The organism is Brevibacterium sp. FME17 (assembly GCF_014897515.1).
Classification (GTDB): domain Bacteria; phylum Actinomycetota; class Actinomycetes; order Actinomycetales; family Brevibacteriaceae; genus Brevibacterium.
Window position 1 is genome coordinate 25,444 of sequence record NZ_JABUYD010000016.1, and the last position, 21,335, is coordinate 46,778.

19 protein-coding genes are annotated in these 21,335 nt (G+C 64.0%); 12 read left to right on the forward strand and 7 right to left on the reverse strand.

Annotated elements, in window-relative coordinates; translation table 11 throughout:
- Positions 1-72: 72 nt before the first annotated feature.
- A complete protein-coding gene (locus tag INT40_RS14195; protein ID WP_193071680.1) occupies positions 73-918 on the forward strand; it encodes a DNA-formamidopyrimidine glycosylase family protein in 846 nt (281 codons plus the stop codon).
- A gap of 133 nt (positions 919-1,051) precedes the next feature.
- A complete protein-coding gene (locus INT40_RS14200; RefSeq protein ID WP_193096345.1) occupies positions 1,052-2,002 on the forward strand; it encodes an aldo/keto reductase in 951 nt (316 codons plus the stop codon).
- Here INT40_RS14200 and INT40_RS14205 read toward each other — a convergent pair.
- Complete coding sequence (locus INT40_RS14205) at positions 1,965-3,200, reverse strand: MFS transporter (RefSeq protein WP_101571836.1); 1,236 nt, start codon at positions 3,198-3,200, stop codon at positions 1,965-1,967. The genes INT40_RS14200 and INT40_RS14205 overlap by 38 nt on opposite strands.
- Positions 3,201-3,204: 4 nt before the next feature.
- Positions 3,205-3,942, reverse strand: coding sequence for a TetR/AcrR family transcriptional regulator (locus INT40_RS14210; RefSeq protein ID WP_193096346.1), 738 nt, complete (start codon positions 3,940-3,942; stop codon positions 3,205-3,207).
- A 47-nt stretch (positions 3,943-3,989) separates the two neighbouring features.
- On the opposite strand from INT40_RS14210, the gene INT40_RS14215 reads away from it, so the two are divergent.
- On the forward strand, positions 3,990-5,390 hold the full coding sequence (locus tag INT40_RS14215) for a flavin-containing monooxygenase (protein ID WP_193096347.1): 1,401 nt from the start codon (positions 3,990-3,992) through the stop codon (positions 5,388-5,390).
- On the forward strand, positions 5,387-6,211 hold the full coding sequence (locus tag INT40_RS14220) for an SDR family oxidoreductase (protein WP_193096348.1): 825 nt from the start codon (positions 5,387-5,389) through the stop codon (positions 6,209-6,211). Before INT40_RS14215 ends, INT40_RS14220 begins: the two co-directional genes overlap by 4 nt.
- 35 nt (positions 6,212-6,246) lie before the next feature.
- Here the strand turns inward: INT40_RS14220 and INT40_RS14225 are convergent, their stop codons facing one another.
- Positions 6,247-7,482 (reverse strand): threonine/serine ThrE exporter family protein, encoded by a 1,236-nt coding sequence (locus tag INT40_RS14225; protein WP_193096349.1) that lies wholly within the window; start codon positions 7,480-7,482, stop codon positions 6,247-6,249.
- 74 nt (positions 7,483-7,556) lie between these two features.
- The gene (locus tag INT40_RS14230; RefSeq protein ID WP_319022000.1) at positions 7,557-9,185 is read right to left on the reverse strand and encodes a GMC family oxidoreductase; all 1,629 of its coding nucleotides are present in this window, start codon (positions 9,183-9,185) and stop codon (positions 7,557-7,559) included.
- A 142-nt stretch (positions 9,186-9,327) separates the two neighbouring features.
- On the opposite strand from INT40_RS14230, the gene INT40_RS14235 reads away from it, so the two are divergent.
- The gene (locus tag INT40_RS14235) at positions 9,328-9,609 is read left to right on the forward strand and encodes a muconolactone Delta-isomerase family protein (protein ID WP_193096350.1); all 282 of its coding nucleotides are present in this window, start codon (positions 9,328-9,330) and stop codon (positions 9,607-9,609) included.
- Between the two features lie 27 nt (positions 9,610-9,636).
- Here INT40_RS14235 and INT40_RS14240 read toward each other — a convergent pair whose 3' ends face one another.
- Positions 9,637-11,598 carry a primary-amine oxidase gene (locus INT40_RS14240; protein WP_193096351.1) on the reverse strand — a complete coding sequence of 654 codons (1,962 nt, stop codon included), beginning with the start codon at positions 11,596-11,598 and terminating at the stop codon, positions 9,637-9,639.
- Between the two features lie 88 nt (positions 11,599-11,686).
- Here INT40_RS14240 and INT40_RS14245 point away from each other — a divergent pair, with 88 nt between their 5' ends.
- The 4 genes from INT40_RS14245 (at position 11,687) to INT40_RS14260 (ending at position 16,468) form a co-directional block, all read left to right on the forward strand.
- Entirely contained in the window at positions 11,687-12,304 is a 618-nt protein-coding gene (locus tag INT40_RS14245) for a TetR/AcrR family transcriptional regulator (RefSeq protein WP_193096352.1), read from the forward strand.
- 96 nt (positions 12,305-12,400) lie between these two features.
- Entirely contained in the window at positions 12,401-13,369 is a 969-nt protein-coding gene (locus tag INT40_RS14250; RefSeq protein ID WP_193096353.1) for a helix-turn-helix domain-containing protein, read from the forward strand.
- Positions 13,370-13,465: 96 nt separating this feature from the next.
- On the forward strand, positions 13,466-14,962 hold the full coding sequence (locus tag INT40_RS14255; RefSeq protein WP_193096354.1) for an APC family permease: 1,497 nt from the start codon (positions 13,466-13,468) through the stop codon (positions 14,960-14,962).
- Positions 14,963-15,052: 90 nt separating this feature from the next.
- Complete coding sequence (locus tag INT40_RS14260; RefSeq protein ID WP_193096355.1) at positions 15,053-16,468, forward strand: aldehyde dehydrogenase family protein; 1,416 nt, start codon at positions 15,053-15,055, stop codon at positions 16,466-16,468.
- 3 nt (positions 16,469-16,471) lie between these two features.
- On the opposite strand, the gene INT40_RS14265 is transcribed toward INT40_RS14260, so the two are convergent.
- A complete protein-coding gene (locus INT40_RS14265) occupies positions 16,472-17,074 on the reverse strand; it encodes a TetR family transcriptional regulator (RefSeq protein WP_193096356.1) in 603 nt (200 codons plus the stop codon).
- Positions 17,075-17,151: 77 nt separating this feature from the next.
- Between INT40_RS14265 and INT40_RS20665 the strand changes: the two genes are divergently transcribed.
- Together INT40_RS20665 and INT40_RS14270 are read left to right on the forward strand one after the other, a co-directional pair.
- On the forward strand, positions 17,152-17,829 hold the full coding sequence (locus INT40_RS20665; RefSeq protein ID WP_226831359.1) for a CocE/NonD family hydrolase: 678 nt from the start codon (positions 17,152-17,154) through the stop codon (positions 17,827-17,829).
- Complete coding sequence (locus INT40_RS14270) at positions 17,730-18,809, forward strand: CocE/NonD family hydrolase C-terminal non-catalytic domain-containing protein (RefSeq protein WP_226831361.1); 1,080 nt, start codon at positions 17,730-17,732, stop codon at positions 18,807-18,809. The genes INT40_RS20665 and INT40_RS14270 overlap by 100 nt, the downstream gene beginning before the upstream one ends.
- 21 nt (positions 18,810-18,830) lie before the next feature.
- On the opposite strand, the gene INT40_RS14275 is transcribed toward INT40_RS14270, so the two are convergent.
- Positions 18,831-19,793: a LysR family transcriptional regulator gene (locus tag INT40_RS14275; RefSeq protein ID WP_226831363.1), complete on the reverse strand. Its 963-nt coding sequence runs from the start codon at positions 19,791-19,793 to the stop codon at positions 18,831-18,833.
- Between the two features lie 101 nt (positions 19,794-19,894).
- On the opposite strand from INT40_RS14275, the gene INT40_RS14280 reads away from it, so the two are divergent.
- Positions 19,895-21,307, forward strand: coding sequence for an MFS transporter (locus tag INT40_RS14280; protein ID WP_101571863.1), 1,413 nt, complete (start codon positions 19,895-19,897; stop codon positions 21,305-21,307).
- The last annotated feature ends 28 nt before the right edge of the window (positions 21,308-21,335 follow it).

The window sequence follows — 21,335 nt, forward strand, 5'->3', positions numbered from 1 at the left end:
GTTCAGGGAACTCACAAGGGCGGTATCCACGGCGGCAGTGCCACTGTGTGTGCAAGGGCGCATACTGGTTCCATGCCGGAATTGCCCGAAGTCGATGCACTCGTGAATTTCCTGCGCTCGCACATCGTCGGGGATTTCATCTCCCGGACCGATATCGGCGAGCTGAGCATCCTCAAGACGGCGGATCCGCCGCTGGCGGCGATCAGCGGGCTCGAGATCAGTGGGGCCTCCCGGGTGGGCAAGGCCCTCGTCATCGAGCTCGACGGGCTCGAACTGGTCTGCCGGTTCGCCCGTGCCGGCTGGTTGGTCTGGCACGATCAGGTGCCCAGCGGTCCGGTGAGGATGGGCAAGGGGCCCTTGGCTCTGCGCATCCACTTGGCCTCCGGTGCCGGATTCGACATCAGCGAAGCGGGAACGAAGAAGAACGCCGCGGTCTCCCTCGTGACCGACCGCGCCGCGGTGTCCGCCATCGCCAACGCCGGACCCGATGCCCTGTCCATCGGAGTCGAAGAGTTCACTGCGGCGCTGGCCGGTTCGACGGCACGGATCAAGACCGTGCTCGGAGATCAGAACCTCATCGCCGGCATCGGCAACGCCTACTCCGACGAGATCCTCCACACCGCACAACTCTCCCCATTCGCCCCAGCCAATCGGGTCGATGCCCCGGCACTCCTGGAGACGATTCGCGAAGTGCTTGGCCAGGCCCGCGAGGCCCTCTTCGATCTGCCACCGGCGAAGGTCAAGGCGGCGAAGAAACGTACGTTCTGCGTCCATGGCCGCGCCGGTCAGACCTGTCCGGTGTGCGGGTCGACCATCGCCGAGGTCTCCTATGCCGATAAGTCGCTGCAGTACTGCCCCGGCTGCCAGACCGGAGGCAAGAAGCTCAGCGACCGCAGAATGGACCGACTCCTCAAATAGCGAAGGACCTCCATCGCCGAGGTGGCCCGGCCAGCGGAATTTTCACCGCCGGGACTGTCGTTATGCCAGGTGAAAGACCACGCGCGAACCACGCGTGAACCGACCACGAACCTCGAGTCGACACAGGAGCATCATGACGCAGCAGGTAGCGATTCCCGGCACAGACCTTTCCATCTTCCCCATCAACCTGGGCACGAACACCTTCGGCTGGACCGCTGACGAGGCCGGATCCCACGCCGTCCTCGACGCGTTCGTCGCCGCTGGAGGCAACTTCCTCGACACCGCAGAGTCCTACCCGGCGTGGGTTCCCGGCAACACCGGCCGCGAATCCGAGACCATCATCGGCACCTGGCTCGCCGCCCGCTGCAACCGCGATACGGTCGTCATCGCCACCAAGGTCGGAGACCACCCGGATCACAAGACGCAGAATCCCGATTACATCCGCACCGCCATCGACGCATCCCTTCAGCGCCTGCAGACCGATCATGTCGACCTCTACTACGCGCACCGAGATGATGAGGTGACCCCCATCGCCGAGGTGGCCCGGGTCTTCGATGAGATCGTGCGTGCCGGTAAGGCCAAGCACATCGCCGTGTCCAACTACTCCCCAGACCGCCTCGCCGAATGGTTGGCCGTGGCCGAGGCGGAGAACCTGGCCAAGCCGGTGGCGATCCAGCCCCAGTACAGCCTGGTCTTCCGGAAGGAATACGAAACGCAGCTGGCGCCACTGGCACGCGAGCACAACCTCGGCGTCTTCAGCTACTTCAGTCTCGCCGCCGGATTCCTGACCGGAAAATACCGCACCGAAGAAGACCTCGAGGGAGCCAGCCGCGGTGGCATGGCGCAGGGCTACTTCAGCACTGAGGGGCTCAAGGTCGTCGAAGAGCTGGTCGCTGTGGCCAAAGCCCACGACGTGGCACCGGCAACCATTGCGCTCGCCTGGCTGCTGGCCAAAGGTGCAAGCGCCCCGATCGTCTCGGCGCGCACACCCGAGCAGCTCGATGCACTGATGGCCGCTCCGGAGATCACGCTCACAGATGACGAGGTCACCCGTCTCGATCGAGCCTCGTCGCCTTTCGCCTGACCAGGAGCGGGCGCATCGCGATCAGGCCGAGGATCGGCCCCGGCAGGAGCAGCCAGACGGCGGCCACTCCGATTACGGCGATGAGGCTCTGCAGGATGACGATGCTGATGACGCTGACGGCGAAGCCGAGCGAATTCATCACCGTCAGCCCCGTTCCCGTCAGCTCTGCGGGAGCGTAACGGGCAGCGAGATCCGAGAACTGGGGAGAGTCTGCGATGACAAGGAGACCCCAGAGCATGAGAGCCGCAATGAGGAGCGGGCCGATGTCAGGCAGCAGAGGGTAGATCAGGCACATCAGTCCCGACCCAGCCAGGGCCGTTGCGGCGACCGCTGCACTGCCGGTCCTGCGGCTGATGATTCCGCCGAGCACACATCCCAGGACCCCGGCGGCGATGACGAGGAAACTCGTTGTCGCAAACCCCGTCGGGCCGTCCGCGTCGGCCAAAGCCGCGATGACGAGTGTGGGCACGACTGCCCAGAAGGCGTAGAGCTCCCACATGTGGCCCACGTATCCGAAGACGGCGGCGCGAAACATCCTGTCCCGGAACAGTCTCCGCAGCGCTGGACTTCCGACGGACTTCGAGGGCCCGGAAGTCGCATCGGACGCATGTGACCGAGCCGCTCGGGGCCCGGAGATCGTTGCCACGAGCACGGCTCCCAGCACCGCCAGTGCGGAGGAGCCCCACATGATCGACTCCCAGGGCAGGGCGGCGCCGACGGCTGACAGGAACTGTGGCATCGCGGTGCCCAGGGTGAGCATGGCCACGAGCCAGGCCAGAGCCTGCGCGGACTTCGCCTGCGCCCGTTTGACGATCATCTTCATCCCCATCGGGTAGATACCCGCGAGGCTCACGCCGACGGCGAAGCGAGAGATCCACACGAGGACGAGGTCAGAAGGACCTAGCGTCCACACGAAGTTCAGTCCAGCACCGAAGAGGCTGGAGAGAATGAAGATCCGCTCGGGCGGGAACCGATCGGCGATCCCGGTCGCCGCGCTCAGCAGCGTTCCGACGATGAACCCGATCTGGGTGGCCGCGATCAGCCACCCGAACTGAGCCGGCGTCGAACCCAGCCAGGCGGAGAGGCCGTCGACGGCACCGCTGGGGCTGAACCACAGCGACGTTCCGAACCACTGCGCCACGACGATGGCCAGGATAGCCACTCCTGCTCCCCGCCCCATCTGCGATTGCGACGCCATCGAGTCATTCCTCGCTCGTCGGGGACACGCCATAGGCGCGGAGGGCCACCTCGGCGATGCGGGTGAGGAATTCGCTTGTAGAGGTACGGTCCGCAGCCGGTGTCTGCACCCGCTGGACAAGTGCCTCGGTGATGCCTCCGACGAGGATGAGGCTGGTGAACCCGAGCTCGTCCGGCTTCTGCAGCGCGGGAATCTCCGGCAGCTCGTAGGTGGTGTGAACGCGCACGAATGCGGCATCGACGGCGGCTGCGAGGATGCGCATCGTCTCCCGCCGCCGCGCTTCGAGCGATTCATTGACGCCGACGGCCTCGACCTCGAGGACGCGAGCCTTGCGCTCATCACCGAGCATCGGCATCAGCGCGGCGGAGACGACGTTGACGGTGGCCTCGACGAGACTCGCGCCGGCCGGGATCGTCAGCGTCGTCAGAGCATCGACGATCTCCTCGTTGAGGACGGCGTAGAGCTGTTCGAGCAGCGACTCCTGCGCAGTGATCGACTCCCGCACTGTCCCCGACTCTCGCACTGAACCCGATCTGTGAGCGGGGAAGAGATCGTAGAAGGACCGACTCGAGACCCCGGACTCCTGACACAGGGCCTGGATCGAGGTCGCACGGAAACCAAGCGTTCCGTACAGTTCGAGGGCGGCCTCGAGGAGACGCTCACGACGTTCTCCGTCGCGGTCGGCGCGTGAGGTTCCACGCCACAGTCCCGCCGAGGCTGCGCCGGAGGAATGATCATTCATTTCTCCAGTGTAGTGAAAATTTTGATTTTCAATGGCAGTATTGTGACATGCCTTACAATGTCAAGCAGGAGCATCGTGCTCCGAAAGTGACCGCGCCCATCCCGCCGAACCCCGCACTGCCGCGGGTCTGCGTGATCGGAGCCGGAGCCTCGGGCCTCGCCGCAGCCAAAGCCCTCTACACCGCGGGCGTTCCGTTCGACTGCTTTGAAAAGGGCAGCGAATTCGGTGGCAACTGGCTCTTCGACAACCCCAATGGCGTCAGCGCCTGTTACGAGACCCTGCAGATCAACACCTCGTGCCCGCGCATGGCCTTCTCCGATTTCCCGATGCCGGCGGACTACCCGAACTACGCCAGCCACGATCAGGTCTACGCCTATTTCCGCGATTACGTCGACCACTTCGGATTCGGCCACACCATCACCTTCAACACCGAGGTGACCCATGTCCGCCGAGGCGAGAACGGCGGTTGGGATGTCGACATCCGCCCGACAGGTTCCTCCGCCGAATCTTCTGCCAACAGCGTCACGGCAGAGTACGAGACTCGCCGTTATGACGCAGTGATGGTCGCCAACGGCCACCACTGGGATGCCCGCTGGCCCGACCCCGGCTACCCCGGTCACTTCGACGGCGGGCAGATCCACGCCCACGACTACCGCAGCGGCGAACAGCTCGAGAACCGCGACGTCGTGGTCGTCGGCGCCGGCAACTCCGCGATGGACATCGCCGTCGAGGGCTCCTACCGGGCGCAGAGCGTCAACCTCTCCATCCGTCGCGGACAGTGGGTGATGAAGAAGACCCTCTTCGGCAAGGCGGCAGACCAGATCGCACTGCCGGGCTGGGCTCCCTGGTGGGCCACAGCGGCACGGCTGCGCATCGCCGCGATGCTCTCCGGGGGACTGCGCAGATACGGCCTGCCCACCCCGGAGCACACGCCCGGCCAATCGCATCCGGTGCAGTCGGATGCGATCAGGGACCGCCTCGACGAGGGTGCGATCACGGTGCGACCGGGCATCGAACGACTCGAGGGGGATCGTGTGGTCTTCACCGATGGAAGTGAGGCTGCGGCCGACCTCATTGTGTGGGCGACGGGATATCGGGTGAATTTTCCGTTCTTCGATCCGGACCTGATCTCCGCAGAGGGCAATGATCTGCCGCTGTTCAAGCGCATGGCCCACCCCGACCGCCCCGGGCTGTTCTTCATCGGCCTGCTCCAGCCGGTCGGTGCGATCATGCCCCTGGCCGAGGCTCAGTCCAAGCTGGCAGTCAAGACGCTGACCGGGGACTATGAACTGCCGAGCCGCCGGGACATGACCCGGCAGACGCATGAAGACGACCGCCGAAACAAACGGCAGTTCTACGATTCGCCCCGGCACACGATGCAGGTCGACTTCGATCACTATCTCTTGGAGCTTGAGCGCGAGATGCGCAGAGGAAAGGTGGCGGCATGAGCCGGACGACAACATTGGCAGGTCAGGTTGTGGCTATCACCGGCGGAGCCCGTGGCATCGGGAGAGAGATTGCCGCCGAGTTCACCGCGGCCGGGGCGAAGGTGGCGATCGGCGACCTCGACCTCGTTCAGGCCCAGGCCACCGGTGCAGAACTGGGTGTGCTCGCCTACCGGCTCGACGTCACGGATCCGGACTGTGTGAGCGCGTTCCTCAGCGAGGTGGCCCATGACCTGGGACCCATCGACATCTTCGTCAACAATGCGGGCCTGATGTGGGTCGGCCCCTTCGCACAGGAACCGCACTCCGCAGCTCGGGCGCAGATCGACGTCAACCTGCTCGGGGTGATCAATGGGATCAAGGCCGCCTCTCCGACCATGGTCGCGCGCCGACGAGGCCATCTCATCACCGTCGCCTCGGCGGGCTCTATTCTGCCGACCCCGGGAGAGGCGACCTATGCCGCGACGAAGCACGGTGTGCTCGGCTACCTCAAGGCCATCCGCGCGGAGCTGCGCGGTACCGGTGTGCGGGTCACATCGATCATGCCCGGGGTCGTCGACACGGCCCTGGCAGCAGGAACGTCGAGCGGGGCAGCAAAACTGCTCACCCCCGCCGAGGTGGCCCGCGCCGTTGTCAAGGCTGCCGCACGACCGCGGTTCGAGGTCACGGTTCCCGGATTCATCGGCCCCGGCGTCAAGGTCGTCAATCTTCTGCCCTTGCCGATCCGAGACCGGATCTTCGCTGCGCTGGTGCCCAATCAGCTCGAAGCGCGTAAGAATCAGCGGCAGGACTACGAAGCCTCATTCACTGCCCCGAAGAGCTGAATTCCGCAGCAGCCAGCAGCCAGCAGTCCGCAGGATCAGGCGACGATCTCGTCCTTGGGTTCGACTGCGTGGGCGACCGCCGCACCGACGACGGTGCCGATGGCAATCGAGAAGAACGCCGCACCTGCCGCGAGCAGACCGCCCGCCACTCCGCTGCCCTCGCCGAACTCGAGTTGCGAGGCGTTGAGCAAACCGAATGAACCGGGCGCGACGATGAGGAACGCGGGGACGAAGCTGATACGCCAGATCGGTCCCCGCGGCAGACGGGAGAGGAGGACGGCTACCAAGGAGGCGGTCAGCGCCCCGGCGAGACCACCCACTGTGGCGCCGAACTGTGCACCGAGGCCGAGCTGCGCCAGCGCGGCTGCAGCGATCGTGAGAACGATCGGCACCGTGTGCTCGAGCGGGGTGTAGAGGTAGATCATCAGCCCGATGGTGGCAGCCAGGACGCCGAGGGCCGAGAGCTGCCAGGTCGAATCCGCCAGTCGAGTATTCCTCATTGCCTCGGCTCCGGTGCCGGTGATTGCGGCCGCACCGGCAACTCCGGCGATGAACATCGCCAGCTGCACCGTGGCTGAGACGAGGCGTGAACTGCCGGCCGAGAGGGCTCCGGCTGAGATCTCCGTCAGCCCTGTGACCACGGCGCTGCCGGGCAGCAGCAGCGCGAGAGTGGCGATGATCGTGCGCAGGGGACTCTCGAGCCAGCCGAGCTGGTAGCCGATGAGCACGATGACGGAGATGAGGAACGCAGAGCTCACAGGCAGCAGCGGATTGAGATTGGGCCAGCGGCCGTTGAGGGCGAGGACGCCGGCGACGATGAGCGAACCGAAGGCGGCGAAGGCCAGATTGACCAGTCCGGGTTCGAGCAGCAGACACAGTCCGATTCCGATGGGCACGGCGCCGAGGTGGGAGAGCCAGCCGGGCCAGCGTGGCGGTGCCGCGTGCACTTCGGTTTCGATCTTCCGTGCGGCTGCTGACACGGTGAGCCGCCGCGCTCGGAGTGCGTCGACGATGTCGAGCAGCTTCGCGGTCTGATCGAAGCGCAGATCGGGCCCGATGCGTTCGAACTTCGTGGAATCTCCGGAACCCGACGTGAGGAACAGGCCACGGGGCAGGGCGGCTACGCGGAGTTTGCTGATGCCCAATGTGCGGGCCAGGCCGGTCAGGGCATCCTCGACGTCGACGGAGGAGATGCCGCCCGCGAGCAGCCCGGCCCCGATGGTGACCCGCAGGTCCTGGGCGGACGCAGGTGAATCGGTTTCCTCGTTCACTCACACACCCTCTCGTTTGCAGGCCGGCCAACGAAATCGAAGACTACCAGTAGCCGGCCTGGCGAGGGGACCGGTCACTGGCCCGGAGCGGTGATCCCCTCCACGCTGGAGCCCACGAGGGCGGCGGCCGCGCGTTCGGCGATCATGATCGTCGGGGCGTTGGTGTTGCCAGTGGGTACCTGCGGCATGATCGAGGCATCGGCGATGCGCAGCCCCTCGAGCCCGTGGACCTTGAACGACTGCGGATCGACGACAGCGGTTTCGTCCTGACCCATCCGGCAGGTCCCGACCTGGTGGTGATAGGTCACGACCGAGCCGCGGACATAGTCTTCGAGCTCGTCGTCGCTGACCTCGGGGCCAGGGAAGATCTCGGTGGGCTGCCAGTGTGTCAGCGCCTCGGCGCGACCAATCTCCCGGCACTGTTTGACCGAGGCGGCGAGGGCATCGACATCGGCCTGTTCGGAGAGCACATTCGGGTTGACCAGTGTTGGGTCCTGCGGATTCGGGCCGCTCAGGGTGACCTCGCCACGGCTCTGTGGTCGCACGAGTCCACCCTGGAGGGTGAAGCCGTTGTCGGGGCCCGACTGCACATTGGGTGCGGAATCCTGGGCGTACATCGGCACGGAGAAGAACAGAGGCTGAGTGTCGGGAACCGGAAGTTCGGGATGCGACTTCCAGAACAGATGCACCTCGGCGGGGGCGATCTCACCCATCGGCACCGGCTCGGATCCGGTGGTGAAGATGACGGGGGAGAGCCAGTGGTCCTGCAGGTTCTTGCCGACCCCCGGCAGGTCATGGACAGGTTCGATCTCGACCTCACGCAGCTCGGCGGCAGGTCCGATTCCTGAGCGCAGGAGCAGCTCGGGGGAGGCCAGCGCTCCAGCGGTGAGGATGACTTCGTCTGCGTTCAGTGTCCCCACCCGTCCGCGGAAGTCCACCTCGAGACCGGTGACCTGTGTGCCGTCGAGGAGGAGACGACGAGCATGGGTCGATGTGAGAACCGTGAGATTCCCGGCGCCGAGGCGGGGCTTGAGGTAGGCCCGCCACGTGTTCAGGCGTTTGCCCTCGCGCACGTTGAGCTGGATCCGTGAGACGCCTTCGACGCTGCCCGAGTTGTAGTCGGGGTTGTACCTCAGTCCGGTCTGTTGACCTGCGGTGACCATGTCCTCTTGGATGGGGTTGCGCTCATAGTTGAGGCGCACATCCATGGGTCCCTGGGTCCCGCGATTCTCGGTATTCTCACCGTCATAGTTCTCGATGGCTTCGAATACGGGCAGAACCTCGTCCCATGACCAGCCTGGGCACCCGGAGTCAACCCACTGCTGGTAGTCCCAGGCATCGCCGCGGACCCAGATCACGGCGTTGAGCGCATTCGATCCGCCCAGGACCTTGCCGCGCGGCAGATGGATCTTGCGATTCATCGCGGATGGCTGCGGGGTCGTGTAGTAGTCCCAGTCCTGTGCCGAATGCCACAGCAATCCCAGGGTGTTCAGGTGGTCGATGTTCGGATTCGTCTCATCCCCACCGGCCTCGACCAGGCAGACCGTCTTGCCCGCGTCGATGAGCCTGCTGGCGATGACACAGCCGGACGAGCCGGCCCCGACGATCACATAGTCGAAGTCAGTGTCGGGCAGTTCGGTGCGGAAGTTCTCACTGTGCTCGCTCATCGAGCCGGCGCTGTTCTGTGCAGTTGAGGCGTTCATGAAGCCAGGCTAGTGACCTGGCTCACGAGACAACAGCGGTGGGACGGAACTCTGCACGCACACTCAAGCGAGGCCGCTGTCTGTGCACGGAAGGTCAATCCGAGAAGCTCGTTGTGGGACGGCCGAGTTGTCCCCAGCACGCATGGATGTCGTATTTCCAGAATCGATGACCGACGAGACCAAGGCCGATTTCCAGGTCAAGGAGAAGGCCTATTCCGCCGATCTTCAGGAACGCGGAATCATGAAGGGCATCTGGCGCATCGTGGGAGAATACTCCAATATCTCGATCTACGACGTCAATGACCTCGACTTCCTGCACGCGACGTTCCAGGGCTTCCCGATGTTCGCCTATATGAACGTCAAGGTCACACCCCTGGCGAAGCACCCCAACGCGATCACAGACGACTTCTTCCGCCAGCTCTGAGCCGCGCGGGGGCGCCGCGCAGCAGTCTCACCCCTCGCAGCAGTCGCCGCCGGACCCACAGCAGTCTCCGTCCGAGGCCGGAGCAGGCACATCGAGAACGGGGGAGCGGTCGAAGAACCCCTCCGGCCGCAGCTTGAACCCGACCGTATCCACGGGCATGATCGGCCAGTCCTCGACCCGGGGGAAGTGGGTGAGGCCGAAGCTGTGCCAGAGAACGATGTCCTCACCGTCGACGTTGCGATCAGCAGCAGTCCAGGTAGGCAGCCCCGCATGGCCGGGATGCTGGTTCGGGAAATCTCCGGTCGGGTAGCGCTCATCCTCGTGATACTGCGAGACCCACAGGGCCTTTGATGCGAACGTCGCGCGCTGGTGGATCGAAGAATCCTCGGCCGCCAGCAGGGTCGGCAGACCCGTCGGATGGAGTTTGTAGCCGACAGGCTCGCCGAGGCGGTTGGTCGACTCCAGGTTCGACACGACCCAGGTCCGAGCTTTCGACTGATCCGCATCGCGCTGGGCCTGAAGCTCCGTTCCCAGTACAGTGCGCTTGCGGCTGAAGGCGTTGCCGCGCGGATTGGTCTCGGAGACGGGGAGCCGCACGACGTCTTCCTCCTCGACCCGGCACTGGCCGCCGTCGAGGGCGAAGTCGAGTCGAGCTCCGAAGAGATGCTGATGGAACGGGGCTCCGAGGCCGGGCGCGATCTCCGAGGCGAAGTCCGTTGACCCGTTCGGCAACGCCGAGGTGAAGACGACGCCGGTGGCCTTGGCCTCGAACTCGATCGTGCCGTCGAGGTAGAGGTACCAGTAGAAGCCGTAGTCGTAGTTGCCGACAGTGGTGAAGAAGGAGACGACGAACCGGCGATTGCGCCTGGTGTAGGCCACTCCCGACCACAGATCCGAGTGCTTGGCCAGGATCGAGGCATCCTCCTCGTGCATGCAGATCCCGTTCTTGATCTGCCGTGGTTCGCCGAGGTTGTTCGCCACCCACGGAGACAGATACGTGATATCGCCCAAGCAGTCACACCCGAGTTCGAGGGAGTTCGCCCACTGCCCGACGAGGTACTCCCCGGTGTCGAAGTAGTTCTGCCAGGACCGCACTGGTGACGGGTCACCGTAGGGCACGACCATCTCCGCGATGGCCGCCCGATCGAGGATTGTTCGGGTGCGCTCGCCGTCAGTGAAGGCGATGTTGTGCAGGATGAGGCCCTCACGCATGTCGAAGCCGACGTCGAGGGACCACTTCTCCCACTCGATGTGATTGCCCTCGGACACAGTGAAGCTCGGGCCCTCTGGCTGAGTGATTTCGATCGGCTTCTGCGTGGTGCGCACCGGACCTGTCAGCTCCGGATCCGTGTAGTTTCCGTGCTCGGCGGGCACCGGCATGTCCTCGAGATCAAGGATCTGGTCGACGGTCTTGTTCGTGACATCGACGTAGGCGACGAGGCCGTCGATCGGGTGCGCCCACGCGGAATCACTCTCATACTGCTGGTGGAAGGCCAGACCGCGCAGGATGCGCCGGCCCGATTCCTCCGGATATTCGAAGACACCGGCGGACAGGGGTGCCACACGGACTTCCTCGACGGGCAGGCCGCGACGGGCCAGGATCGACTGCCATTTCGGATCGGCGGCCAGCACCTCCTCGACGAGCTCGAACTCCTCTTCCATGACGGGGAACTCACCCTGAGAGGTGGAGTCCACTTCGGTCACGGAATCGATCCGCGAATGTGTCACGGACACGATGATGTCCCGGGCACTGCCAGCGGTTTTGTCGAGGATGAAGGCACGGAAACGACGATCCACCTCGGCGGCACTCCGGGCCTGCCCGCGGACGGGATCAAGCAGGCCGAGGTAGGTCAGGCGCGCCTCGGCAGGGAAGTGCCCGGCCTCGCGCAGCACCGAGGTCACGGACGTGATCTCGTCCTCTGTGGGCAGTGAGAACGGCGTGAGAGTGGTCGAGGTGGAGGGTTCGGCGGGAGCGGAATGGCAAGACATGGGTGCACCTTTGCAACGTAAAATGTGTGCTGAGTCATGTAATAACCTACGCTTGTAGAAAATAAAGTCAAGAGCGGCCGGAGGAAGCATGCCCAAGATTGTGGACCACGACCAGCGTCGTCGTGAGCTCGTCGAGGCGACCCTGCGCATCATCGTTCGGCAGGGCTTGGCAGGGGCGACGATGCGCGACATCGCCACCGAGGCGGGCTTCGCCAACGGGGCGATCAAGTCCTACTTCGCCTCCAAATCCGATCTGCTGGCGGCCACCTATCTGTTCGTCTTCGAGGCCACGAATCGTCGCGTCGAATTCTCGACTGCGCACCTGCGAGGCATCGCGGCACTGCGGGCCTTCGCCCACGAAGTCCTCCCGGTCACCCCCGAACTCCACGACGAAGCCCGGGTCGTCCTGTCGTTCCTCGCCGAGGTGGCCCAGAGTCCCGACCATGCCCAGACCACTCGTACGACCATGAGCCTGTGGCGCACGTGGATCCTTAGCTGGCTGCACCAGGCCCACGGTGACCGGGAACTGGCCGCCGAGGTGGCCATCGAGCCCACGGCCGATGTGCTGCTGACGTATCTGCTCGGCGCTCAGACCACCGCGATCATCGGCGGTGACACCTTCGACTTCGCAGGCTTCCGAGGTCAGCTCGACTACGTCATCGCACGGCTGAGCGCCGTTCATGACCATTCGGTCGGTAAATCCTGACAGGCTCGTGACTCCCTGCGTGGTTGGGGATAGAGTGAGCGCCAAGCGGTCGTCGACGCTGACGTCGCCGACCGATCGTTTCTGCAGAGGACGAAGATGTTACTTGAGAGCACAGCCTCAGACTTCGACGGGTGGAAATCCCTCGTCTCGGACTCATTTGTGCCGCTGGACACCGAACCTCAACGCCGCGGCGGCTTCCGAGGGGCGATCAGCGCCCGTGACTACGATTCCGTGGTCATGTCCTATATCAGCGCCAACCCTCACGCCGTGCTGCGCACACCCAGCCTCATCTCCGCCGATACCGGCACAGGCGCCGGCACCGGCGGCCAGGGGGCAGGCCGGTCGAGCTACTATAAGGTGTCACTCCAGCTCAAGGGGCACGGGCTGCTCGTCCAAGACGGACGGGAAGTGTCCCTGGCACCCGGGTCACTGGCCATCTATGACACCTCGCGGCCGTACACGCTCAGCTTCGACTGCGACTTCTCCTCCTATGTCATGATGTTCCCGCAATCGCGGGTCAATCTGCCCGCTGAAACCGTCCGCCAACTCACGGCGACCTCGATCGGTGCTGAGCATCAGCTCGGAGTCGCCGCCACCCAGCTCATCACCCAGGCCGGGGCCATGCTGCCTACCCTTAGCCGATCAGTGGGCATCAGATTGGCCGGCAACGTCGTCGACCTGCTCGCCACGGTCATGGCCGATGAGCTGTCTGCGACAGAAGCGCCAGGGGAGAGGCAGCGGCTGTGGTCGCAGATCACCACCTACATCAAGGACCATCTCGCCGATCCGCAGCTCACCCCCTCAACGATCGCCGCCGCACACTTCATGTCGGTGCGTGCCCTCCACCAGATCTTCGAAGGCAGCGGTGAGACGGTCTCCAGCGAGATCCGTCGCCTGCGCATCGACCGCTGCCGAGAGGGCCTTGCTGATCCGTTGCAGGCTCAAGTGCCCGTCGCCGCGATCGGGGCCCGGTGGGGTCTGAGCGACCCTGCCCACTTCTCGAGGCTCTTCCGCAATGTCGTGGGCTCACCGCCGGCCCAATACCGCAGCAGCTCGCTGACCTGACTGCGCCGAAAGTCAAGAGTCCTGCCCCCAGAGCCAAGACGCGTCACACTCTGATGAGAGAACCTGACCATACAGTCAATCTCAGAGGTGGATCACATGGAAGTGAAAAGCGAACCAGGCTCCTATGCAAAGGACACAGTGCCGGGGGCTGCCAGTCTGGGGCTGAACTCCCGCCGGATCGGAACTCTCGCCCTCGTCTTCATGATCATCGCCGCCTCGGCACCGCTCACGGTTGTCGCCGGCGGAGTCCCGAGCAACTTCGCGGTGACCGGGCTGCTGGGGATCCCTCTGTCGTTCATCGTCCTCGGCGTCGTCCTCGTGCTGTTCGCGATCGGATATGCGGCGATGAGCCGGCACGTGCACAATGCGGGTGCCTTCTTCGCCTACATCTCCAAGGGGCTGGGCAAGCCCGTGGGAATGGGTGCGGCACTGACCGCTCTGGTGGCGTATAACTCGATGCAGATCGGCATCTCCGGAATGTTCGGCTTCGTCTTCTCCTCCTTCCTCGATTCGCTGTTCGGCTTACAGGTCTCCTGGTGGATCTGTGCGCTTGTCGCCTGGGTGATCGTCGGACTCATGGGCATCAGCCGGGTTGACTTCTCCGCGAAGGTCCTCGGGGTCATCGTCGGCACCGAGTTCCTCGTCGTCATCGTCTTCGACATCATCGGATTCGCACACAGCCCCGAGGGCGTGACGGCTGACGGAAGGCTTCCGGATCAGCTCTTCGCTCCTGGAGTCGGTGCCGCATTGGCCTTCTCGATCGCAGCATTCATGGGCTTCGAATCGGGTGCGATCTACAACGAAGAGGTCAAGGACCCCAAGCGCACGGCCGGGCGGGCGACGATCATCGCGGTGAGCGTCATCGCCGTCTTCTATGCGTTCTCCGCCTGGGCGATGACCGTGGCCGAAGGTGCATCGAACGTGGTCGGACGGTCCCAGGAGTTCGGACCTGACCTCATGTTCGTCTTCCTCGGTGAGCACGCCCCGGTGTGGTTCGTCGACCTCGCGAACCTTCTCTTCCTCACCTCTCTGCTGGCTGCGCTCGTCGCCTTCCACAACATCGTGGCCCGCTACTTCTTCGCCCTCGGCCGTGACCGGGTGCTGCCCGCATTCCTCGCCGCGACCTCTCGCCGTTCCGGTGCCCCTGTTGCCGGGTCCCTAGCCCAGTCGGGACTGGGTCTCATCGTCATCCTCGTCTTCGCCATCGTCGGCGCCGGCAGCCAGGACCCGCTCTTCCCCGTCGTCACCCTGTTCACCTGGCTCACGAACATGGGCGCCTTCGGCCTCGTGCTCCTCATGGCGCTGACCGCGTTGGCCGTGGTCGGATACCTGCGCTCTTACTCCCAGGAATATTCGCTGTGGACACGAGCCATTGCACCGGGGCTCTCGGCGATCGGACTGATCGCCCTCTTCGTGTCCATCGTCATCAACTTCAACGTCCTCATCGGCTTAGAAGGCACCTCGGTGCTGTCCTGGCTGCTGCCTGCCATCGTGATCGTGCCCGGAATCATCGGAACCATCTGGGCCATAGTCCTCCGGTCGCGTCGCCCGCAGCTCTATGCAGGCATCGGCACAGGTGGAAGCCTGGGGTGAGGCCCGACCCGTCCGATCCGTGACCCAGCTTCGATCCGTGCCCCTCGTCCACACCTCAACCACTCGTTCCACCCCCGAAAAAGGAGAATCATGAGCACCGACCTCACCACTTTCGCAGGACTGCTGACATTGATCGATGACCTGAACGGTCGCGAACTGCTCGATCCTGCCACCGGCGAGGTCGTCGGTCGCACCCGTGAGGGCAGCACCGCCGACATCGACACCGCCGTTGCAGCTGCACGCAAGGTTCAGCCGGAATGGGCGTCGCGGACGTCGAAGGAGCGCAGCGATCTGCTGAACCAGGCCGCTGACGCGGTCGAGGCCTCCGCCGAGGCTCTGGCCGAGCTGCTCTCGCGTGAGCAGGGCAAGCCGCTCAACGGTCCCAATGCCCGCTTCGAGGTCGGTGCCTGCGCCGCATGGCTGCGGGCCAACGCCGCTTTCGAGCTCGAGCCTGAAGTTCTTGTCGACGACGAGGAGACCCATGCCGAACTCCACTACGGACCCGTCGGCGTCGTCGGAGCCGTCGGTCCCTGGAACTGGCCGATGATGATCTCCGTCTGGCAGTTCGCCCCCTCGTTGAAGATGGGCAACACCGTCGTCCTCAAGCCCTCCGAATACACGCCGTTGTCCGTGCAGGCACTCGTCGCGGTGGTCAATCAGGTCCTCCCCGCCGATGTCCTCACCGTCGTCCCCGGCGGCGGTGAGGTCGGCGCCGCACTGACCTCGCATGCGGACGTCGACAAGATCATGTTCACCGGTTCGACGAAGACCGGCCAGGCCATCATGCGCTCGGCCGCCGATACTCTGGCCCGACTGACCCTGGAGCTGGGCGGCAACGATGCAGGGATCGTGCTCGAGAACGCCGATCCCGCTGCCATCGCCGGCGACCTATTCTGGGGTGCATTCATCAACACAGGTCAGACCTGTGCAGCGATGAAGCGCCTCTACGTGCCAGAATACCTCTATGACCAGATCTGCGAAGCCCTCGTCGAGGTGGCTTCACAGTCACCGATGGGCGTGGGCTTGGAGGAGGAGAACGTTCTCGGACCGCTGCAGAACAAGCAGCAGTACGACATCGTCGCCAAGCTCGTCCAGGCGGCCAAAGACTCCGGTGCGCGTGTGCTCACCGGGGGAGATCCTGTCGCGGATCAGCCCGGCTACTTCTACCCGACCACGCTGGTGGCCGACATCGACAATGACAACCCACTGGTCGCCGAAGAACAGTTCGGGCCGGTCCTCCCGATCATCAAATACACCGACCTGGAGCAGGCCATCGGCTGGGCCAACGAACTCGAGGTCGGACTCGGCTCCTCCGTCTGGGGCAGTGACCTCGAAGAATGCAAGAAGGTCGCAGCGCGGCTTGAGGCAGGCTCGACCTGGATCAACAAGCACGGTGCCGTGGATCCGCGCATCCCCTTCGGCGGTGTGAAGAAGTCAGGCTTCGGCCTCGAATTCGGACTCGAAGGACTCAAGCACATCAGCGTTCCTCACGTGATCAGCTGGTAGGACCTACCCGAGGATCCCCTGGATCGCCGGGGCGGTGATCGCGACGATGTCGTCGACCTCCGCTTCGGACAGGGTGGGCACTCCGATGACGGACCTGCCGGTGACGATGCCGACGAGCATCGATGATGCCAGTGCTGCGCGCAATGCGGCACTGGCATCACTGCTGTCCGCAGTGCCCTCCAGCAGTCGGGACTGGATGAAATCGGCCAGCTGGTTGCGGGCATTCTCATTGACGATGGCGCCGCGCAGCATCGCCATCAGCGGCTGTGACTCCTCGGGGATGGATTCCCAGGCGCGCAGAAACGCGCGCACGACACGTTCGCCGAGGTGCTCGTCGGGTCCTTCAAAAGCGGTGTCGAAACGCTCCAGCGCCGAAACCGGCACCGCCATCACCGCGGCGAAGAGTTCCTCCTTCGAGCGGTAGAACTGCATCACCTGGGAGGCGTCGACCCCTGCATCGGCGGCGACGAGGCGGATCGTCGTGTCGGTGAATCCTTGGTTCGCGAACCGAGTCCGTGCGGCATCAAGGACCGCCTGACGGGTGGTTCCAGACCCGGGACGCCTGCCCCGCTTGGACGGTGACGACGATTCCTTTTCCTTGCTCATGGGACAAATGTATCTCCCAGAGAAATTTAACTCAACACGTGTTGAGTTTGGGTGCAGTGTGGACGTAGGCTCTCATCATGAGCGATGACCAGAAGACATACATTCCATCCAGCCCGCTGCCGGAGGCCAGAACCGGCATTCTCACCGCCTTCGATCCAGGAACCAGAACCCTTGAAGCCGGCTTCCGAATCGCACAGCAGTTCCGAGAATTGCCGGTCGACATCGTGTTCGAGAAGGACACCTCCGTCCAGCTGCGCGACGGCACCACCGTCCACGTCGACATCTTCCGCCCTGCGGGAGCTGAGCAGGTTCCGGTGATCGTGGCCTGGAGCCCCTACGGCAAGGCCCAGGGCACCTCGGCGAGCGTAATGGGAGTCTTCGGCCTCGTCGGACTCGACAACTCCGTCGTCTCCGGTCTGGAGAAGTTCGAAGGCCCGGACCCGGCGTACTGGTGTGCTCGCGGATACGCCATCGCCAACCCAGATATCCGCGGCGTCGTCGACTCCGACGGAGACAGTGTGCTCTGGGATCGTCAAGAAGGTCGCGATTGCTTTGACGTCATCGAATGGCTCGCCGAGCAGGAATGGTGCACCGGAAAGGTCGGCATGAGCGGAACGTCCTACCTGGCTGTCTCGCAGTGGTTCACCGCGGCGGAATGCCTGACACCGGGTTCGCTCGCCAGCTCCAGGAAGGCAGCTTCTTCGGCAAGAACCAGAAGGAAGACATCCTCGCCGAGGCTGATGCCCACCCGCTGATGGACGAGCTGTGGGAGAATAAGATCCCCGAGTTCGACCAGATCAATGTGCCCGCCTACGTCGTGGCAAGCTACTCCAACACCCTGCATACGGCCGGAACCTTCCGTGCCTGGAGGCGGATGGCCGGCGAAGAGAAATGGCTGCGGATCCACAACTCCCAGGAATGGCCTGACTATTACGACGAGGCAAACGTCGAGGATCTGCGCCGATTCTTCGACCACTACCTCAGGGGTGAAGACAACGGGTGGGAAGAGACACCTCGGGTGCGTTACTCGGTCCTCGACCTCGAAGGTGGTGACCGCACCGGCATTCCTGCCGAGTCTTTCCCACCTGCCGAAGTGGACTCGACGAGGTTCTACCTCGAGGCGAACTCGCGGAGCTTGACACTATCGGCACCGACCGCCTCGGCGGAGGCGAGCTACGACGTGGCAGCCAACCCGAACGCGGTCTCCTTCATCACCCGATTCGACGAAGAGACCGAACTGGTCGGATACCCGAAGGCCCACCTGTGGGTCGAGGCCCGCGGCTCCGATGACATGGACCTGTTCGTCCTGCTCCAGAAGCTCGACGCACACGGAACACCGCTGCAGGCATTCACCGTGCCGAACCAGAATGCCCGGATCCACGACGCCACCGATCATGGGGCGACGATCTTGAAGTACAAAGGATCTGACGGACGGCTGCGCGTCTCGATGCGCCACCTCGACGAGGCGCTGTCCGCCGAGGACGTGCCCGCCCACGCCTTCGACCGGGTCGAGAAGCTGCAGCCTGCTCAGCTCGCTGAAGTGGAGATCGATCTGCTTCCCATCGGCTTGGCCTTCCACCCCGGAGAGCAGCTGCGATTCGTCATCAGCTCACGGAACCTGCTGGGTACGATGATGCCGGGAATCCACGAGTACGTCGGCGCGAACAGCGGTCAGCATGTGATCCACACAGGTGGAGAGAACGCTTCCTACCTCCAGCTGCCTGTGCTCAAGTAGTCAGCGAGGCAAGTCGCCTGCTTAGGCCTCGGGCAGGATCTCCCGCACGACCTCGATCACCCGGGCCAGGGCCTCCGAGGGGTTGTTGCGGCGCCAGCCCAACGCGAGGGTGAAGGCATCCCCGCCCTCTGCGAGGCGAACATAGGTGACTCCGTCGATGTGGATGTGGTCTGAGGATTCGACGACGATCGCAATGCCGACCTGGGCGCCGACGAGTGCAAGCAGGCTGTAGGGGTCGGGCGCTTCCTGCATGATGTGGGGGAGGAAGCCGGCCTCGTCGGCCAGGCGCATCATCACCTCACGGACTTGGGAGCCATGCGACGGGGCATAGGAGATGAATGGCTGATCGACCAGATCGGTCATCGACACGATCTCTTTGTCGGCGAGTTCATGGTCGGTGGGAAGGGCGACCATCACCCGCTCCTGGCGGATGGCATGGACGTCGATCCCGGCAGGTGAAGGTGGGCTGACCACTGCCAGATCCATTCTTCCGTCACGGATTGCCAGCGCCGCCTCGCCGGAATATGTCTGCGGGTGCAGCTCGAGACTGATGCCTGGTTGTCGGTGGGCCACTTCACGGGAGAGTCGGGACAGGATCGAATAGCCGCTGGTCCCGCCGAAGCCGATCTTCACCCGACCGACCACGCCTTCCTGCGCGGCCCGGGCGATGCGACGGGCCCCGTCGACCTGGGCTTGGATCGCCTGAGCCGGTTCGAGGAGCGCCTCACCGGAGGAGGTGAGTCTGACTCTGCGTGTGGTGCGCTCGAACAGCTGCACGCCCATGTCCTTCTCCAGCGAGCGGATCATCTGGCTCAGCGCTGGTTGGGCGATGTGCAGAGTCTCGGCGGCCCGACCGAAATGCAGCTCCTGCGCCACGGCAGTGAACGCCGCGAAGTGCCGCAGCTCCATCCGATGAACCTTCCTCCGAGGGGCAGCGAAGCTTCCTTCGTCGATCGCCGATGCCTCATTGATAAAAATATCCAATTAATAACCTAGAGATTACGTCTTGGACTCTGAGTAATACAAGTGGAACAGTGATCACTGGCACAGATTGAGCCACCACCTCCAGCAACGAGAGAGCAGACATGAGCAACCTTGGATCAGCGTCGATCCGCGACACGGACGCGACACCAGCTTCGACAGTCGATCCCAAGCAGGGGCGCCGCGCAGGCACCGCAGCCTTCGTTGGCACCACCATCGAATGGTTCGACTTCTACATCTACGGCACCGCCTCGGCGCTGGTGCTGGGCAAACTCTTCTTCCCGGAAGTCAGCCCCGCCATGGGCACACTCGCTGCCTTCGCCACGTTTGCCGTCGGCTTCATCGCCCGGCCACTCGGTGGCGTCATCTTCGGTCACTTCGGCGACAAATTCGGTCGGAAGAACACCGTCATCACGACACTCCTGCTGATGGGGATGGCCACGGTCGGCGTCGGCCTCCTGCCCACCTACGAGCAGATCGGCTTCATGGCTCCGATCCTCTTGGTCCTCCTCCGGATCATCCAGGGAGTCGCCATGGGAGGCGAATGGGGCGGTGCGGTCCTCATCGCGACCGAGTTCGCACCTCCGGGCAAGAAAATCCTCTACGGTGCCTTTGCACAGCAGGGTTCGCCGGTGGGCAACCTGTTGGCTACCGTCTCCTTCCTCGGACTGACCTATATGAGCGCGGAGAACTTCGGTTCCTGGGGTTGGCGGATTCCCTTCCTCGCCTCTGCCATTCTCATCCTCGTCGGACTCTACATTCGACTCAAGATCACCGAATCTCCCGAGATGATTGCGGCGACGGAGAAAGCACCGCAGACGCGCACCCCGATCGTCGAGCTGCTGCGCGACCATTGGAAGGTCGTCGGCCTGGCCATCGGTGCCGTCGTCACCGGCGTGGCTATCACCTACGTCAAAACCACCTTCGCTCTGTCCTGGGCGACGACCGACCTGGATTTCGGGCGCACCGAATTCCTTCAGATCGTGACTGTGGCCCTCATCGCCCAGGTGATCATCCAGCCCTTCGGAGCCATCCTTGCGTCGAAGATCGACACCAAAAAAGCCATCCTCGTCATGCTGCTGCCAGAACTGGTGCTGCTGCCGGCGATGTTCCTCCTTATCCAGACCGGCAACTTCGGGCTGGCGATGCTCGGCATGGTCCTGGCCACCGCGCCCCACGCAATGTACTACGCGGCACTAGCCGGCGTCCTCGCCCAGTTGTTCCCCACCACCATCCGCTACACCGGGATCTCCGTGGCCTACCAGGTTTCGACGGCGCTGTTCGCCGGCACCGCACCCTTCCTCAGCCAGTTCCTGCTCAGCACCACCGGATCGATCTGGGTCGTCGTCTGCCTCGGCCTCGGATACGTCCTAATCTCCATTGTCTGCATGTCGCTCCTGCTGCGCGGCAAATCCTGGATCAACCGCGAAGGAGAAGCCGGGCACCAGGCGAAAGCAAGCACCACCTCGGCGACCCCAACAGAACCCGCCGTCACGACACCCACCACGAGCATCTGATCACCACCGATTTCACCGATCAGCACAG